Origin of the sequence: Azospirillum doebereinerae (assembly GCF_003989665.1) — a bacterium.
In the GTDB taxonomy this organism is placed as follows: domain Bacteria; phylum Pseudomonadota; class Alphaproteobacteria; order Azospirillales; family Azospirillaceae; genus Azospirillum; species Azospirillum doebereinerae.
The window spans coordinates 166,404-183,277 of sequence record NZ_RZIJ01000014.1 but is presented as its reverse complement, the minus strand read 5'-3'; the positions used below and the strand labels follow the sequence as shown (position 1 = coordinate 183,277).

Annotated in this window: 14 protein-coding genes; all 14 read left to right on the top strand. The window is 69.2% G+C overall.

Features of this window, described 5'->3' with window-relative positions; translation table 11 throughout:
- Positions 1-41 precede the first annotated feature (41 nt).
- Positions 42-314, top strand: a complete 273-nt coding sequence (locus EJ913_RS18120; RefSeq protein ID WP_127000397.1) for a XapX domain-containing protein — start codon at positions 42-44, stop codon at positions 312-314.
- Positions 311-2,293, top strand: coding sequence for an amidohydrolase (locus tag EJ913_RS18115; RefSeq protein ID WP_127000395.1), 1,983 nt, complete (start codon positions 311-313; stop codon positions 2,291-2,293). The genes EJ913_RS18120 and EJ913_RS18115 overlap by 4 nt, the downstream gene beginning before the upstream one ends.
- A 28-nt stretch (positions 2,294-2,321) precedes the next feature.
- A complete protein-coding gene (locus EJ913_RS18110; protein WP_127000393.1) occupies positions 2,322-2,777 on the top strand; it encodes a DoxX family protein in 456 nt (151 codons plus the stop codon).
- Positions 2,774-4,399: an MFS transporter gene (locus EJ913_RS18105; RefSeq protein ID WP_127000391.1), complete on the top strand. Its 1,626-nt coding sequence runs from the start codon at positions 2,774-2,776 to the stop codon at positions 4,397-4,399. The genes EJ913_RS18110 and EJ913_RS18105 overlap by 4 nt, the downstream gene beginning before the upstream one ends.
- A 149-nt stretch (positions 4,400-4,548) precedes the next feature.
- Positions 4,549-6,708: a M48 family metallopeptidase gene (locus EJ913_RS18100; protein ID WP_244939404.1), complete on the top strand. Its 2,160-nt coding sequence runs from the start codon at positions 4,549-4,551 to the stop codon at positions 6,706-6,708.
- A gap of 801 nt (positions 6,709-7,509) precedes the next feature.
- Positions 7,510-9,075, top strand: a complete 1,566-nt coding sequence (locus tag EJ913_RS18095) for a methyl-accepting chemotaxis protein (RefSeq protein WP_185909830.1) — start codon at positions 7,510-7,512, stop codon at positions 9,073-9,075.
- 151 nt (positions 9,076-9,226) lie between these two features.
- On the top strand, positions 9,227-10,135 hold the full coding sequence (locus EJ913_RS18090) for a LysR family transcriptional regulator (RefSeq protein ID WP_127000385.1): 909 nt from the start codon (positions 9,227-9,229) through the stop codon (positions 10,133-10,135).
- 157 nt (positions 10,136-10,292) lie between these two features.
- Complete coding sequence (locus EJ913_RS18085) at positions 10,293-11,615, top strand: ABC transporter substrate-binding protein (protein ID WP_211098983.1); 1,323 nt, start codon at positions 10,293-10,295, stop codon at positions 11,613-11,615.
- Between the two features lie 235 nt (positions 11,616-11,850).
- Positions 11,851-12,717 (top strand): branched-chain amino acid ABC transporter permease, encoded by an 867-nt coding sequence (locus EJ913_RS18080; RefSeq protein ID WP_127000383.1) that lies wholly within the window; start codon positions 11,851-11,853, stop codon positions 12,715-12,717.
- Positions 12,717-13,739, top strand: a complete 1,023-nt coding sequence (locus EJ913_RS18075; RefSeq protein WP_127000381.1) for a branched-chain amino acid ABC transporter permease — start codon at positions 12,717-12,719, stop codon at positions 13,737-13,739. The genes EJ913_RS18080 and EJ913_RS18075 overlap by 1 nt, the downstream gene beginning before the upstream one ends.
- The gene (locus tag EJ913_RS18070; RefSeq protein ID WP_127000379.1) at positions 13,736-14,455 is read left to right on the top strand and encodes an ABC transporter ATP-binding protein; all 720 of its coding nucleotides are present in this window, start codon (positions 13,736-13,738) and stop codon (positions 14,453-14,455) included. The genes EJ913_RS18075 and EJ913_RS18070 overlap by 4 nt, the downstream gene beginning before the upstream one ends.
- Positions 14,456-14,460: 5 nt before the next feature.
- Positions 14,461-15,165 (top strand): ABC transporter ATP-binding protein, encoded by a 705-nt coding sequence (locus EJ913_RS18065; protein WP_127000377.1) that lies wholly within the window; start codon positions 14,461-14,463, stop codon positions 15,163-15,165.
- Between the two features lie 69 nt (positions 15,166-15,234).
- Positions 15,235-16,020 carry a putative hydro-lyase gene (locus EJ913_RS18060; RefSeq protein ID WP_127000375.1) on the top strand — a complete coding sequence of 262 codons (786 nt, stop codon included), beginning with the start codon at positions 15,235-15,237 and terminating at the stop codon, positions 16,018-16,020.
- 83 nt (positions 16,021-16,103) lie between these two features.
- Positions 16,104-16,853, top strand: a complete 750-nt coding sequence (locus EJ913_RS18055) for a substrate-binding periplasmic protein (protein WP_127000373.1) — start codon at positions 16,104-16,106, stop codon at positions 16,851-16,853.
- Positions 16,854-16,874: the final 21 nt, after the last annotated feature.

Below are 16,874 nucleotides of genomic sequence, written 5' to 3'. Positions count from 1 at the left end.
CCTCTGCCGATCCGGCGGACACGATCCCAGGACGGAACGCCATGATGCCCTACCTTCTCTCCCTGGGCGCCGGCCTGCTGGTCGGCGTCATCTACGCATTGATCGGGGTGCGCTCGCCGGCCCCGCCGACCATCGCCCTGATCGGGCTGCTCGGCATGCTGGTCGGCGAGCAGGTCGTGCCGGTCGCCAAGCGGCTGATCGCCGGCCAGCCGATCCTCGCCTTCATCCAAGGCGACTGCGCGCGCCACGTCCTCGGCCCGCAGGCCGGGAAAACCGCAACTGCGGAGCAGCCTCACCCCGGCGGCCACGCATGAGCGGGCCGACCCGCCGCCGGGCGATGGCCGGAGCCGCCGCGACCTCCCTGCTCGCCGCGCCCATCCTGTCCTCCCCCCTGATCTCCCTCGGATCCCGCCCCGGAAGAGCCGCCATGCCGTCCACCGACCTGATCCCCGACCTGATCGTCGTCAACGCCAAGATCACCACGCTCGACCGCGCCAACCCGGTCGCCGAGGCGGTGGCGATCCGCGACGGCCGCTTCCTGGCCGTCGGCAGCGAGGCCGAGGCGCGCGCCGCCGCGACGCCCGACGCCGCCGTGATCGACGCCAAGGGGCGCCGGCTGATCCCCGGCCTGATCGACAGCCACATCCACGTCATCCGCGGCGGGCTGAACTACAACATGGAGCTGCGCTGGGACGGCGTGCCCTCGCTGGCCGACGCCATGGCGATGCTGCGCCGGCAGGTCGCCAACACGCCGGCCCCGCAATGGGTGCGCGTGGTCGGCGGCTTCACCGAGCACCAGTTCGCCGAGAAGCGCCTGCCGACCATCGAGGAGCTGAACGCCGCCGCCCCCGACACGCCGGTCTTCATCCTGCACCTCTACGACCGCGCCCTGCTCAACGCCGCCGCCTTGCGCGCCGTTGGCTATGGCAAGGACACGCCCAACCCGCCGGGCGGCGAGATCGCGCGCGACGCGGCCGGCAACCCGACCGGCCTGCTGCTGGCCCAGCCCAACGCGACGATCCTCTACGCGACGCTGGCCAAGGGGCCGAAGCTGCCGCCCGAGTACCAGGTCAACTCGACCCGTCACTTCATGCGCGAGCTGAACGGGCTGGGCGTCACCAGCGTGATCGACGCCGGCGGAGGCTACCAGAACTACCCCGACGACTACGCGATCATCGAGAAGCTCCACGCCGACGGCGAGATGACGCTGCGCATCGCCTACAACCTGTTCACCCAGAAGCCGAAGGAGGAGCTGTCCGACTTCGCGAGCTGGTCGAAACAGGTGAAGCCGGGCCACGGCGACGACACCTACCGGCTGAACGGCGCCGGCGAGATGTTGGTGTACTCCGCCGCCGACTTCGAGGATTTCCGGGTCGCCCGGCCGGAGATGCCGCCGAACATGGAGGCCGAGCTGGAGCCGGTCGTTCGCCTGCTCGCCGAGAACCGCTGGCCGTGGCGGCTGCACGCCACCTACGACCAGACCATCGGCCGCGCGCTCGACGTGTTCGAGAAGGTCAACCGCGACGTGCCGCTCCAGGGGCTGAATTGGTTCTTCGACCACGCCGAGACGGTCAGCGACCGCAACATCGACCGCATCGCGGCGCTGGGCGGCGGCATCGCCGTGCAGCATCGCATGGCCTACCAGGGCGAGTATTTCGTCGAGCGCTACGGCGCCAAGGCGGCGGAGGCGACGCCGCCGGTCGCCAGGATGCTGGCCGCCGGGGTGCCGGTCGGCGCCGGCACCGACGCGACGCGCGTCGCCAGCTACAACCCCTGGGTCTCGCTGTCCTGGCTGGTCACCGGCAAGACCGTCGGCGGGCTCGGGCTCTACCCGGTCGCCAACCGCCTGGACCGCGAGACGGCGCTGCGGCTGTGGACCGAGGCCAACACCTGGTTCTCCAACGACCAGGGCAAGAAGGGCCAGATCAAGGCCGGCCAGTTGGCCGACGCCGTGCTGCTCAGCGACGACTATCTGTCGGTGCCGGAGGAGCGCATCCCCCACATCCGCTCGGTGCTGACCCTGCTGGGCGGCAAGCCGGTGCACGGCTCGGGCGATTATGGCCCGCTCGCCCCGCCGCTGCCCAAGGCGATGCCCGACTGGTCGCCGGTCGCCACCTTCGGCGGCTACCACCAGGACCCCAAGGTGACGCAGAGGCAGGCAGCATCCTGCGGCTGCCAGTCCGGCTGCGCGGTGCACGGCCACGACCACGCGGCGGCGCTGGCCGCCGACGTGCCGGTGGCGGACGCCCGCAGCTTCTGGGGCGTCTTCGGCTGCGGCTGCTGGGCGGTGTGACGATGCGGACGGAAAGGGAGGCGCTGCGATGAGCGGAACCGTGAGCCGGCTGTCCGGCCAGCCAAGCGATGACGGCGCCCCGGCGCCCATCGCCGCGATCCTCGACTGGCCGGGGCTCGGGCCGCTGGCGCGGCTGGCGCTGGCCAGCCCCTACGCGGTCAGCGGCCTCGCGAAGCTGCTCGACTTCGGCGGGGCGACGGCGGAGGCCGCCGGGCTGGGTCTCGGCTCCCCCGCGCTGGTCGCGGCGGCGGTGATCGTCACGCAGCTCGGCGGCAGCGCGCTGTTCCTGACGCGCCGCTGGTGCTGGCTCGGCGCCGGGCTGCTGGCCGGCTTCACGGTGGTGGCGACGCTGATCGCCCACGCCTTCTGGACCTTCGAGGGGCTCGACCGGGCGCGGCAGGCCGCCACCTTCCTGGAGCATCTCGCCATCGTCGGCGGCTTTGCCGCCGCCGCCGCGCTGACGCATCGACGGAGGGCGTCATGACCGCCGACACCGCGCCCGGAACCGGCGCAAAGCCGCTCCCCTCCGCCTTCGCGCCGCTGCGCAACCGGCTGTTCGCCGTGCTGTGGATGGCGACGGTGCTGGGCAACGTCGGCACCTTCATGCGCGACGTCGCCAGCTCCTGGCTGGTGCTGGAGCTGTCGGGCTCGCCCGCGATGGTGGCGCTGGTCCAGACGGCGGGGACGCTGCCGATCTTCCTGCTGGCGATTCCCGCCGGGGTGCTGTCGGACATCATGGACCGGCGGCGCATGCTGATCATGATTCAGATCGGGCTGGCCTGCGTCAGCCTGACCCTGGCGCTCCAGGCGGCGACCGGGATGGCCAGCGTCACCTCGATCGTCGGGCTGACCTTCCTCGGCGGCGTCGGCGCCGCGCTGATGGCGCCGGTCTGGCAGTCCATCGTGCCGGAGCTGGTGCCGCGAACCGAGCTGAAGGGGGCGGTCGCCCTCAACAGCCTGGGCATCAACATCGCGCGCGCCATCGGCCCGGCGGCCGGCGGCGCCATCCTCACCGCCTTCGGGGCCGCCGCCACCTACGGCATGGACGTGGCGAGCTACGCCGTCGTGCTGCTGACGCTGCTGTGGTGGAAGCGCCGCCCCGACGCCCGCGACGAGCTGTCGGAGCAGTTCGGCGGCGCGCTGCGCGCCGGGCTGCGCTACGCCCGCGCCAGCCGCGAGCTGCACCGCGTGTTCCTGCGCGCCGGCCTGTTCTTCGCCGCCGCCAGCGCCCTGTGGGCGCTGCTGCCGATCATCGCCGGCCGCATCCTCGGCGGCGGCCCCGGCTTCTACGGCCTGCTGCTGGGCGCGGTCGGGGCCGGCGCCATCGGCGGCGCCGTGCTGCTGCCCCGGCTGCGCGCGCGGCTGGGCCAGGAGGGGATCATGCTGGCGGCGGCGCTCGCCATCGCGGCGGCGATGGTCCTGCTGGCGCTCGCCCCGCCGCGCTGGGCGGCGGTGCCGATCCTGCTGGTCGCCGGCGCCGCCTGGATCGCGGTGCTGACGACGCTGAACGCCACCACCCAGGCGATCCTGCCCAACTGGGTGCGCGGGCGTGGGCTGGCGCTCTACCTGACCGTCTTCAACGGCGCGCTCACCGCCGGCAGCCTCGCCTGGGGCGTGTTGGCCGAGGCCATCGGCGTCCCGGCCACCCTGTGGGCCGGCGCCGTGGCGCTGCTGGCCGTGGCCGCCGTCGTGCGCCGTCATCACCTGCCGTCCGGCGAGGCCGACCTGACCCCGTCGAACCACTGGCCGGAGCCGGCGGTCGCCGAACCGGTTCCCGGCGACCGCGGCCCGGTGCTGATCACCATCGAGTACCGGGTCGCCGCCGCCGACCATGACGCCTTCCTGGCGGTGCTCCACCGGCTGGCCGAGGGACGCCGGCGCGACGGCGCCTACGCCTGGGGCGCCAGCCAGGATTCCGGCGATCCGGAACGCGTCCTGGAATGGTTCTTCGTGGAATCCTGGGCGGAGCATCAGCGCCAGCACCGCCGCGTCTCCCACGCCGACGCCGATCTCCAGGAGGAGACCCGCGCCTTCCACTACGGCGACGCACCGCCGGCCGTCTCGCACTACCTCGCCTTCCACCGGCACGGCAAGCCGGCATCCTGAGTGCAGCATCCTGATCGCCAAGGTCCGCGCGGCGATCGGTCACCCTGTCCAGGGGCACGATCCGGAATTGCTAACTCTTCCGGGTGGCTGGTCCCGCACGGCGCGCTGGGCGATCCTCCGGCGTGGGCGTCGATGACGGAGGACAGGGCGTGGCAGTCACAATCGCTTCCGGCGGTGCGGCCGGACCGGGCCGCCGCGTCCTTCGTCTTCCATCGTGGATCACCCTCGTCCTCTGGATGCTGGTCGTTCCGCTGGCGCTTGTGGCGCTCGGGGGCTGGCAGGAGCGGAGGGGAGCCGAGACGCGCGACCATTACCGGCAGGCCAGCCAGGAACTGCCGGGGACGCTTGCCCAACTCCAGAGGATCGAAGCCGGAAATCCATCGGCCTTCGTCGCCACGGAGGGACCGGACAGCCGGAGGTTCCCCGTGTCCATGGCCGTCGCGCAGGTCCGCAACGCCATCGGCACGGTCGACGAGGGCGTCGAGGTGTCCGTGATCCGCTATCCTTTGAGCTGGATCACGATGGCCGGCGGCCTGCTGGCCTTCCTCGCCGGGCTCGTCGGGCTGGCGGCGGCGCGGATCGCGGCCGTCCGGGCGCGGCGGTCGCGCGACGCCCTGGTCCGGAGCTTCGACGGGTTGAGGCGGATCCTGCCCTTCACGCTGGGCGCCCTGCTCGTCGGCTTCAGCGTTTCCGGTATCGCGGCCGTGCTGTTCGAAGCGGCCAGCCTGTGGTTCTGGGACCATTTGTCCACCGGCAGCGCCAAGCTCTTCGGCCTCGGCGTGGTGCTCGCGGCTTTCGCCGCCTACAGCGCCGTGATGGCGATGATCGCGATGCGCCGCGTCTTCGCGCTCTACACCCTGGATCCGTTGGACGTCCGTGGCGTGGTGGCGGGCCGGGACGAGGCGCCGGGTCTCTGGCGCTTCGTCGAGGATCTGGCGGCCCGGCACAAGGCGCTGATGCCGGACACCATCCTGGTCGGCCTGATCGACGGCTTCTTCGTCACCGAGGCGCCGGTCCGGCTGGCGGGGCAGGAGCGGGTCCTGTCGGGCCGGATCCTCCATCTGCCGGCTCCCTACCTGCCGCTGATCGGGGAGACGGAACTCGCCGCCGTCATCGGGCACGAGCTGGCCCACTTCTCGGGCGAGGACACGGCCTACAGCCGCCGCTTCGCCCCGATCCACGCCGGGTTCTGGCGGACCATGGGCGCGCTCGACCGAAACACCGGCGCCGGCAGCTTCGTGCTTCACCCCGCCTTGCGGCTCGGCTTCCACACCCTGGAGACCTTCGACCTTGCGGTCGCCCAGATCAGCCGGGCCCGCGAGCTGGAGGCCGACCGCAAGAGCAGTCTGGTCAGCGGCCCGGAGAGCGTTCCCCTCACCCTGCTTCGCACCGCCGCCCTGGCGCCCGTCATCGTCGGGGTGCTGGACGACGCCTTCCACGCTCCCGAGGCGGGTCCCCCGGATCTGATGGCCGAAATCCTGCGGCGCGCGGGCAACGGCCTTCCCGACCCGGCCGCGCGCCTCGAGGAGCGCCAGCCTCACCCGACCGACAGCCATCCGCCGGCCGTTCAGCGGATCGATGCCCTCGGCGTCCCGCTCGACGACCGCCTTCTGGCGCGCGCCGCGCGCGGGCCGGCGGCGGAGGACACCCTCCTTCCCCACGCGCTGTTCTCGGACTGGAGCGGCCTTTGCCACGCACTGACCGCGGCGTTTCTCGGGGAGTCGCGGCAGGCGCACCAGTTGAACCGGCAGGAGCTGGAGGCGGCGGCCGCCGCCGTCCCGGCCGAGCACACGGTGCTTTACGAGAATGGAAAGCCGATGATGTGGGCCATGGCCTTCATCGCGGTCCTCTGCGTCGCCTTCGCCCTCTGCGCCACCTTTTTCGCGCCGGTGCTCGGCCTCAACCATGATCCGGGCGCAACGGCGATCATCGGGGTGGTGACCGCCGTCTCGGCCGGCGGCGCGCTGCTCTACGCGCTCTGGATCCGCCACGCGACGAAGGCGCCGCTGATGACCTTCACCCCCGAAGGGCTGGTGTCGGCGCGGCTGCGGGAGGCCATCGCCTGGACCGATGTCGTGGCGATGCGGGTGACGGCGTCGCAACGGCTGGCGTTGGTGCTGGCGTTGCGCGATGAGGCGCCGCTGCCCAACCGGATCGGCTTCTCCCTCTACAACAAGGTGAATCGGCGCAAGCGGATCGTGGTGCTTGAGGCGATGGGCATCCGTGACATGAAGGCGGCCGATTTCGAGGCGCTCGTGAGCCGCTATCTGTCCGCCGCCTATGCCCGCCGCCAACTCGCGGGCGATTGAGTTCCCGATCCTGAGAGGCCGTCGACCACCATGCGATGCCTCTTGCGCCTTGCCCGGAGCCAAGCGGCGGCAGGGCGGTGCGTTTCCCCCCTCCAACGCCTGCGTCCGCCGCTCCGCCTTCAGTCCGATCCCGGAGGCCAGTTCCGTGTTGCCGGTCAAGCCGGCCCCTTTCAGCGTGAGAACCGGATGCACCAAGCCAAGTAAGCTGCCGGGCTGTTGCGACCTCATGGTGGAGAAGATCGCGTCGGACGGTCCGATGTTCATAAATCAAGGCCATCGGGGATTGCGACGCGCCAAGAAGAGGGTGAAGGGCGTGGGGTCGCTGGATCCGGCGCGGTTTTCGCCACCCTGACAGCGCCCCGGCGCTTGAACCGATAAATGAAATTTTTCAATGATGATCCAAAAATAAGATTGGACGCAATGAGTGATGGCTATGCCATCATGTCAAAAAAAAGACGTCCACACGAATTTCTGCATGAACATCACAGAAACCCAAAGCTTCACGGTCTATAAATAGAGTGATGAAGGAGGGATTTCTGAAAGTTATATACGGTTATATCGAAACCCGAGTCGTCATTCCGAATAGTTTAGCATAAGAAAATTTTTTCAAGAAAATAATGTTCGATCAATTTTAATCGTGTGCAGACGATGAATTCGTAGGCACGCGTTTCTCTGGCGTGCCTTCCACCGACACAGTGTCCGTTGATCACAACAAACAAGCGTCCAAGCGCCAACGGAATCAACCAGACGATCATCGGCAGACCCATACGCTGATAAAAGCAGCATAGGAGCGGAATGAGCATGATGAGCCTGTTGACGCGCACGCTGGCCCTTCGGGTGGTGATGCCGATCGCGCTGATGGTGACGGCGATGGCGGGGCTGGCCATTGCCGGGGTGGCGGCCATGAACATGAGCGACGCCCGTGCGTCGCTGGAGGAGCGCGCCGACGTGACCACCAAGGTCATCGCGGGCGGTCTGACCGAGGCGTTGTGGAACGTCGATCAGGACGCCGCCCGGTCTCAATTGGCGGCGCTGGCCAACGATCCCGACTATGTCGGCAGCAAGGTGATGGGGCCGAAGGGGCAGGAATTCACCCGGCACGGCAAGCCGGACGACGGCGACGCCCTGGTGCTGGTCCGCAAGGCGGAGGTGGTGCGCCGGGCCGATGGAAAGACCGCGCGGCTCGGCAGCGTCGAAATCCATCTGTCCGCCGCGCGGGCCGAACGGGTGGCCGTCGAACGCGCCTGGACGGTCGCCGCCATCGGCGGGATCGTGCAACTGGCGCTGTGCGGCGTGCTGTTCGCCACCGTGCGCGGCTCCACGCGGCCGATCGTCCGGTTGACGGCGGTGATGTCCCGGCTGGCCGCCGGGGACGGTGCCGTCGACGTGCCGTCGCGCGACCGCAACGACGAGATCGGCCGGATGGCCGCGGCCGTCCAGGTCTTCAAGGAACAGGGGGCGGAAAAGCAACGCCTTCAAGCCGAACGGGAACGGATGCGCCAACAGGCCGAGCACGACCGCCGCGCTACGGCCGCCAGCGTCGCCGACCATTTCGAACGGCAGGTCAGCTCGGTTCTGGCCGAGGTCCACGCGACCACGGCGCGCATGGACGGCTCCACCAGCCTGTTGTCCGCCGCCGCCGACCGCAACGGCCATGTCAGCCAGCAGGCCGCCGGCAACGCCGCGTCGGTCAACAGCAACGTGGACAGCATGGCGGCGGCGGTGGAGCAACTCGCCGCCTCGATCCATGAAATCTCCGACCAGGCGCAGCGCTCGCAACGGATGGCCGGCGAGGCGTCCCAACGCGCCGACCGGGCGGAGGAGCGGGTGGCCGGCTTGGTGCAGGCGGCCGACAAGGTCACCGCGGTGGTGACCCTGATCACGTCCATCGCCAACCAGACCAACCTTCTGGCGCTGAACGCCACCATCGAGGCGGCGCGGGCGGGGGAGGCCGGCAAGGGCTTCGCCGTCGTGGCCGGAGAGGTGAAGGCCCTGGCCAACCAGACCGCCCGCGCGACGGAGGAAATCGAAAGCCAGATCCGCGCCATTCAGGACTCCACCGGCGCCGCCGCCGCCGAGATCACCGAGATCGCCAGGGCCGTCGCCTCGGTCAGCGCCATCAGCGCTTCCATCGCGGCGGCGGTGGAGGAGCAGAACGCCGCCACCGGCGAGATCGGGCGCGGCGTGAGCGAAGCGGCGCATGGCGTGCGCGCCCTGCTGGGCGATGTCAACGCCACCACCTCGGCCGCCGGCGAGACGGGCGATGCCAGCCGCCGCCTGCGCGAGGCGGTCGACACGCTGCAAGGCCGCGTCACGGCCATGCAGAGCCAGGTCACCGGCTTCGTCGCATCGCTGCGGGCGGCTTGACCGTGTGACGCGTCCGTTTGGGGGGGCTTCCACCGCATCGCAGGGCCTCGCCCGGCCAGCCCCTTCAACCGACGCAGGCACGTCGAGGATTGGCCGGGACGTGGTCCTCGGGCATGGTATGATGGCTCGGCTCTGACCGCGTGGATAAGCGATGCTGGATCTGAAGTCTTTGGAGACCTTCATCTGGACCATGCGGCTGGGCGGCTTTCGCCGGGCGGCGGAACGGCTCAACACCACCCAGCCGGCCATCTCCGCGCGCATCGCGCAGCTTCAGGACGAGTTGGGCGTCCAACTGTTCGAGCGGGTCGGGCGCCGGGTCGCGCCGACGCCGCAGGCGATGATCCTGCTGACCTACGCCGAGCGCATGATGACGCTGCGCGCCGAACTGCTGGATGCCGTGGCGGACCGCAAAGCCATTCGTGGCGTCATCCGGCTGGGAGTCGCGGAGACCGTCGTCCACACATGGCTCAGCCGGCTGATCGAGCGGCTGAACCTCCTCTACCCGGCCGTGTCGCTGGAGATCGAGGTCGAGACGTCGCCCAGCCTGCGCGAAGCGCTGCTGCGCCACGAGCTGGACGTCGCGGTGATGCTGGGATCCTACACCGACATCCGCTTCAAGACGGTCCCGGTGGGCAATTACCCGCTGGGATGGGTGGTCAGTCCCTCGCTCGCCATCCCGCCGGAGCCGGTATCGCTTCAGGACCTCGCGGCGTGGCCGATCATCACCTTTTCCCGCACCACCCAGCCCTACGGCGCCATCCGCGAGCTGTTCTCCTCCGTCGGCCTGCCGGTGCGGATGTTCGGCAACAGTTCCCTCGCCAGCGTGGTGCGGATGGCGCTGGATTCGGTCGGGGTCAGCGTCATCCCCACCGCCATCGTCCAGCGCGAATTGAGCGAGGGGCGGCTGCGGCTGCTCCGTTCGCAGGCCCCGTTGCCGGGGCTGTCCTTCTCCGCCGCCTATCCGGCCAACCACGACAACCACATGTCGGCGGTCGTCGCCCAGCTCGCCGTGGAGGTCGCCATCGAATACGGCGCCCTGCAGGCCCAGACGGCCGACTGATAGCGCGCGCTTATCAATCCGGATCAAAAGAAACGATTGGACGGGATCAATAGGGTTCATGGCATCATTCGGTCATGGCGCAATCAGCACCAGCCGCAAAGGCAAGCGCCAGAGCCAGCGACAAAGAACGACGGCACTGAACAGAGGAGAATTCACGATGCGGTTTACGGTTGCGAAGGCCATGGGCCGTGGCGCCACCCGCCGGCAGACGATCAAGCGGATGATGGGGGCGGCGGCCTTGCTGGCGACCACGGCGCTGAGCGGCCTGACGCTGGGCGCCGGCAGCGCGCGGGCCGAGGACGAGATCCGGATCGGCGTGATCTACCCGCTGACCGGGGCGGCGGCCTCGACCGGGGTGGAGCTGAAGGCGGCGGCAGAACTGGCCGCCTCGATCGCCAACGGCGAGATCGCGGCCCCGCAGGGGCTGGTGGCCGGCGCCGGCATGCCCCGCATGAAGGGCGCCAAGATCAAGCTGATCTTCGGCGACCACCAGGGCAACCCGCAGGTCGGCGCGACGGAGGCGGAGCGCCTGATCACCAGCGAAAAGGTCGTGGCGCTGACCGGCGCCTATTTCTCCAACGTCACCGCCACCGCCAGCCAGGTCGCCGAACGCTACGGCGTCCCCTTCCTGAACGGCGAGTCCTCGTCGGCGACGCTGACACAGCGCAACTTCAAATGGTTCTTCCGCACCACGCCGCACGACGACCTGTTCGTCACCAACTTCTTCACCTTCCTCGGCGACATGGAGAAGAAGACCGGCAAGGACCTGCGCAGCATCGGCCTGTTCAACGAGAACACGCTGTGGGGCAACGAGACGACGAAGCTCCAGATCAAGCTGTCCGACGAACGAAAGTTCAAGATCGCCGAGAAGATCCTCTACCCGGCCAAGACCACCCAGATGACCTCGGAGGTGCAGCGCCTGAAGGCGGCCAACCCGGCGGTCATCATGCAGTCGTCCTATCTGGGCGACGCCATCCTGTCGATGAAGACCTACAAGGAGCTGGGCTTCTCGCCGAGCATGCTGCTGGCCAACGACGCCGGCTTCAACGACAGCGAGTTCCTGAAGACGCTCGGCAAGGATGGTGAGTACATCATCAGCCGCGAGGTCTGGGCGCTGGATCAGGCCGAACGCAACCCGCTGATCAAAAGCGTCAACGAGCTGATGTTCGCCAAGTCCGGGGTGAACTTCAATGGCAACTCGGCCCGCGCCTTCACCGCCGTCGCCGTGCTGGCCGACGCCATCGACCGCGCCGGGGCGACCACCCCCGACGCCATCCGCAAGGCGCTGCAGGAGACCGACATTCCGGCCAGCGGCCTGATCCTGCCCTGGAAGGGCGTCAAGTTCGACGCCACCGGCCAGAACGAGCTGGGGCAGGGCATCATCGTCCAGGTCCAGGACGGGAAATACGTGACGGTGTGGCCGTTCGACGTGGCGACCAAGGACATCGTCTACCCGATGCCCGCCTGGGACAAGCGCTGAGGCGCTGAGCACTTCCGCATGAGGGCGCGCCGTTTCATGTGACCGCCGTTCCGGCAAAGCCCCTCTCCCCTTGCGGGAGAGGGGTTGGGGTGAGGGGGCGCAAATCTTTTCGCCTACGGCGAATACCCCTCATCCCAACCCTTCTCCCACAAGGGGAGAAGGGCTCCGCACGCAAGGGCGGGAACGTGTGCCGGCACCACTCCTCCGGCCCACCCTTTTCGATGGGGGCGCGGCAATGACCGCCGACATTCTTCTCCAAGTGCTCGTCTCGGGCCTGCTGATCGGGCTGATCTACGCCCTGGTCGCCGTCGGCCTGACGCTGATCTTCGGCGTGATGGACATCGTCAACTTCGCCCACGGCGAATTCCTGATGCTCGGCATGTACGCCAGCTTCTGGGCCTTCGCGCTGTTCGCCATCGATCCCGTGGTGGCGCTGCCCTTCACGGCGCTGCTGCTCTTCGCGGTCGGCGTCGTCGTCTACCAGACGGTCATCCGCCGCATCCTGAAGGCGCCGATGCTGTCGCAAATCTTCGCGACCTTCGGCCTGATGATCCTGCTGCGCGGGCTCGCCCAGTTCTTCTGGAAGCCCGACCACCGGCTGATCCCGCACACGCTGGTCGGCGGCAACGTCGTCCTCGGTCCGGTCCAGCTCGGCCTGCCGCAGGTCGTCGCCGCGCTGGGCGCCGTCGGCGTCACCGGGGCGCTGTGGCTCTTCCTGCACCGCACCCGGCTCGGCACCGCCCTGGAAGCCACCGCCATCGACCGCGAGGCCGCCACCCTGATGGGCATCGACGGGCAGAAGATGTTCGCGCTGGCCTGGGGCATCGGGGCCGCCTGCGCCGGCGTCGCCGGCGGGCTGATCGCCACCTTCTTCCCGATCTTCCCGGAGGTCGGATCCAACTTCATCCTGATCGCCTTCGTGGTCGTCGTGCTGGGCGGCTTCGGCAGCGTCACCGGCGCCTTCCTGGCCGGCATCATCGTCGGCCTGATCGAGGTCATGGGCGGCTTCCTGATCGGCCCGGAATACAAGACCGCGCTGGTGCTGTCGCTGCTGCTGATCGTGCTGCTGGTGCGCCCGAAGGGCCTGTTGGGGAAAGCGTGATGTCGAACGGACCCCTCGTCAATCCGCGCAAGGCCATGGGGGCGCTCGCCCTCCTCGCCGGCGCCGCCGTCCTGCCGCTGCTGATCAGCGACCCGGCCCGGCTGAACTTCCTGGTCCTCATCCTGATGGCCGCCCAGATGGGCGTCGCCTGGAACATCGTCGGCGGCTACGCGGGGCAGGTCTCTCTGGGGCACGCGGTGTTCTTCGGCATCGGTGCCTACACCTCGACCATGCTGGGCCTGTCACTGGGGCTGTCGCCCTGGCTCGGCTGGCTGGCCGGCGGCGCCGTGGCGGTGCTGTTCGCGCTCGCCGTGGGCTGGCCCTGCTTCCGGTTGAAGGGCCATTACTTCGCCATGGCGACCATCGCGGTGGCCGAGATCGTCCAGATCCTGGTCACCAACAGCGACTTCCTGGAGGGCGCCGTCGGCCTCTCCCTGCCGCTGGACCGCAGCGGGCCGGCCGCCATGGTCTTCCTCTCCAAGCTGCCCTACTACTACATCATCCTGGGCCTGCTTGTGGTGACGGTGCTGGTCGCCTGGGCCATCGAGCGCAGCCACATCGGCTATTATTTCCGCGCCATCAAGGACGAGCCCGAAGCCGCCCGCGCGCTGGGCGTCAGCCTGACGCGCTACAAGCTGATCGCGCTCAGCGTGTCGGCCTTCCTGACGGCGATGGGCGGCAGCTTCTACGCCCAGAAGGAGATGTTCATCGATCCGGGCTCGGTGCTGGCGACGTCGATCTCGATCAAGATCGCGCTGGTCGCCATCCTCGGCGGGGTGGGGACGCTGCTGGGACCCGTGCTGGGCGCGGTCATCCTCATCACCATCGAGGAGTACAGCCGCACCCTGTTCGGCAGCACCGGGTCCGGCACCGACATGATCATCTACGCGGCCATGATCATCCTGGTCGCCGTGTTCAGCCCGTCCGGCGTGCTGGGTCTGCTGTCCGACCTGCGCCGCCATCTGCCGGGCGGCGGCGCCAAGCCCAAGAAGGCGACCAAGAGCGCGGAGATCCGGCCATGAACGCCCCTCATCTGCTGGCCGTGGACGGCCTGGGCAAGTCCTTCGACGGCCTCGTCGCCAACCGCGACATCAGCTTCGTCATCCACGCGGCGGAGATCGTCGGGCTGATCGGCCCCAACGGGGCGGGAAAGACGACGCTGTTCAACTGCCTCGCCGGTTTCCACACGCCGACCACCGGGCGCATCACCTTCGAGGGCCACGACATCACCGGCTCGACGCCGGAGGCGGCGGCGGCGCTCGGCATCGCCCGCACCTTCCAGATCGTCCGCATCTTCCACTCGATGACGGCGCTGGAGAACGTGATGGTCGGCGCCATGCTGCGCAACAAGCGGGTGCCCGAGGCGCGGCGCAAGGCGGAGGCGGAACTGGCCTTCGTCGGGCTGACCCACCGCGCCGACACCCAGGCGTCCGACCTGACCGTGTCGGAGCAGAAGCGGCTGGAGGTCGCCCGCGCCCTGGCGACCGAACCCAAGCTGATCCTGCTGGACGAGGTGATGGCCGGTCTCAACCCGACCGAGGTGCGCGAGGCCTCGCAGCTCGTCCACCGCATCCACCAGCGCGGCATCGCCAGCATCATCGTGGAGCATGTGATGGAAGGCATCATGCCGATCGCCCACCGCATGCTGGTTCTCGACTACGGCGCCAAGATCGCCGACGGCACCCCGGCGGAGATCGCCGAGAATCCCGCCGTCATCGCCGCCTATCTGGGGGAGTGACGCGCATGCTCGACGTCCGCAACATCCAATCCAGCTACCGCCGCGTTCCCGCCATCCGCGACGTCAGCCTGAACATCAAAAAGGGCGAGATCGTCGCCATCGTCGGCGGCAACGGCAACGGCAAATCCACCACGCTGCGCGCCATCGCCGGGCTGAACGCGCTCGACGGCGGCGCGATCTCCCTCAAGGGCCGGGATCTGGCGAGCGTCCCGGCGCATGACCGGGTCAAGCACGGTCTGGTGCTGGTGCCAGAGGGGCGCCGCCTGTTTCCCCGGCTGACGGTGGAACAGAACCTGATGCTGGGCGCCTTCGCCACCTCCGACGCGCACAAGCGGCAGGAGACGCTGCAATACTCTTACGACACCTTCACGGTGCTGGGGGAGCGGCGGCGCCAGCAGGCCGGCACGCTGTCGGGCGGCGAACAGCAGATGCTCGCCATGTGCCGCGGCCTGATGAGCCAGCCCGACCTGCTGATGCTCGACGAGCCCTCCTGGGGCGTGGCGCCCAAGCTGGTGACCCGCATCTTCGAGACCATCCACACCATCCGCGAACGCGGGATCACCATCCTGCTGGTCGAGCAGAACGTCCACCGCGCGCTGGAGATCGCCGACCGCGGCTACGTCATCCAGACCGGCCGGGTGGTGATGGAGGGCAGCGGCAAGGACCTGCTCGGCAACGACGAGGTCCGTCAGGCCTATCTCGGCATGTGACGCGGCGTCCCCGAAGCCCGCGACGAGCCCCTCATGCTTTTTGAAAACCCGATCCCTGGGACACCCACCATGACCACGCCCCTCATCTCCGCCGCCGAGCGCCAGCGCATCCGGTCCGGCGCCCACAGCGGCCCGACCGCCGGGCTCGCTCCCGGCCATGTCCAGGCCAACCTCGCCATCCTGCCGGCCGACTGGGCGGGCGACTTCCTGCGCTTCTGCCAAGCCAACCCGAAGGCCTGCCCGGTGCTGGCGGTGTCGGAGGTCGGCGACCAGGCGCTGCCGACGCTGGGGCGGGGCATCGACATCCGCACCGACGTGCCGCGTTACCGCGTCTACCGCGACGGCGTCCTCACGGAGGAGCCGACCGACATCGCCGCGCTGTGGCGCGACGATTTCGTCAGCTTCCTGATCGGCTGCTCCTTCTCCTTCGAGGAGGCCCTGCTGGCCGACGGCGTGCCGGTGCGCCACATCGCGCTCGACCGCAACGTCCCGATGTACGAGACCGGCATCGCCTGCGTCCCGGCCGGGCGCTTCTCCGGCAACATGGTGGTGTCGATGCGGCCGATGACGCCGCGCGACGCGATCCGCGCCATCCAGATCACCTCGCGCTTCCCGTCCGTCCACGGCGCGCCGGTGCATTTCGGCGATCCGGCCGCCATCGGCATCCGCGACATCGCCGCCCCCGAGCATGGCGAGGCGGTTCCCATCGAGCCCGGCGAGGTCCCGGTCTTCTGGGCCTGCGGGGTGACCCCGCAGGTCGCGATCCGCAACGCCCGACCGCCCATCGCCATCGCCCACAGCCCCGGCGCCATGCTGATCACCGATCTGCTGAACACCCAGCTTTCCGTGCTGTGACTGCCCGAGACCGACCGGACCGGCCGACTGGAAACGGCCGGCCGGAAGCGGCCATCCGACCCGACGAACAGCGGAGGTTCTCCATGCGCGCCGTCCTCATGACCACCGTCTTCGCGACCCTGTCCCTGGCCGCCCTGCCGGCCGCCGCCGACCAGCTCCGCATGGTGGCGCTCAGCTTCCCGCCCCTGATCCACGACGACGGCGGCAAGCCCACCGGCATCGCCTACGAGATCGTCACCGAGGCGATGAGGAAGGCCGGCCATACGGTGTCGGTCGAGATCATGCCCTGGGCGCGCGCCCTCGACACGGTCAAGGAGGGCGGGGCCGACGCGGTCTTCACCGCCTACAAGACGCCGGAGCGCGAGCAGTTCCTGAACTACTCGACCGAGGTTCTGGTCCCCCAGGTGGTGTCCTTCTTCGTCGCCAAGGACTCGCCGGTCGCCTTCGACGGCGACCTCGCCAAGCTGTCGGCCTACAGGATCGGCGTGGTCAACCAGATCAGCTACGGCTCGGTCATCGACGACGCGATCAAGGCCGGCGTGCTGCCCAACGTCGAGAAATCGAACGACAGCGACAGCAACGTGAAGAAGCTGCTCTCCGGCCGCTTCGACGTGATGCCGAGCAACCGCTACGTCGCCCAGTATTTCCTCAAGCAGCAGGGCGCGCTCGACCAGGTGAAGGAGTTGAAGCCCGAGGCGCAGACCCTGCCGAGCTACATCGCCTTCACCAAGGCGCGCGATACCTCCAAGCTCAAGGCCGATTTCGACGCCGGGGTGGCGGCGATGAAGGCGAGCGGCGACTACCAGCGCATCCTCGACAAACACGCGCGCTGACGCCGTCGACCCTTCCGCCCC

Bases quoted from the DNA above. Each gene is read 5' to 3' on its own strand.
- EJ913_RS18120 (WP_127000397.1), top strand. From the start codon at position 42: ATGATGCCCTACCTTCTCTCCCTGGGCGCCGGCCTGCTGGTCGGCGTC.
- EJ913_RS18115 (WP_127000395.1), top strand. From the start codon at position 311: ATGAGCGGGCCGACCCGCCGCCGGGCGATGGCCGGAGCCGCCGCGACC.
- EJ913_RS18110 (WP_127000393.1), top strand. From the start codon at position 2,322: ATGAGCGGAACCGTGAGCCGGCTGTCCGGCCAGCCAAGCGATGACGGC.
- EJ913_RS18105 (WP_127000391.1), top strand. From the start codon at position 2,774: ATGACCGCCGACACCGCGCCCGGAACCGGCGCAAAGCCGCTCCCCTCC.
- EJ913_RS18095 (WP_185909830.1), top strand. From the start codon at position 7,510: ATGATGAGCCTGTTGACGCGCACGCTGGCCCTTCGGGTGGTGATGCCG.
- EJ913_RS18090 (WP_127000385.1), top strand. From the start codon at position 9,227: ATGCTGGATCTGAAGTCTTTGGAGACCTTCATCTGGACCATGCGGCTG.
- EJ913_RS18085 (WP_211098983.1), top strand. From the start codon at position 10,293: ATGCGGTTTACGGTTGCGAAGGCCATGGGCCGTGGCGCCACCCGCCGG.
- EJ913_RS18080 (WP_127000383.1), top strand. From the start codon at position 11,851: ATGACCGCCGACATTCTTCTCCAAGTGCTCGTCTCGGGCCTGCTGATC.
- EJ913_RS18075 (WP_127000381.1), top strand. From the start codon at position 12,717: ATGTCGAACGGACCCCTCGTCAATCCGCGCAAGGCCATGGGGGCGCTC.
- EJ913_RS18070 (WP_127000379.1), top strand. From the start codon at position 13,736: ATGAACGCCCCTCATCTGCTGGCCGTGGACGGCCTGGGCAAGTCCTTC.
- EJ913_RS18065 (WP_127000377.1), top strand. From the start codon at position 14,461: ATGCTCGACGTCCGCAACATCCAATCCAGCTACCGCCGCGTTCCCGCC.
- EJ913_RS18060 (WP_127000375.1), top strand. From the start codon at position 15,235: ATGACCACGCCCCTCATCTCCGCCGCCGAGCGCCAGCGCATCCGGTCC.
- EJ913_RS18055 (WP_127000373.1), top strand. From the start codon at position 16,104: ATGCGCGCCGTCCTCATGACCACCGTCTTCGCGACCCTGTCCCTGGCC.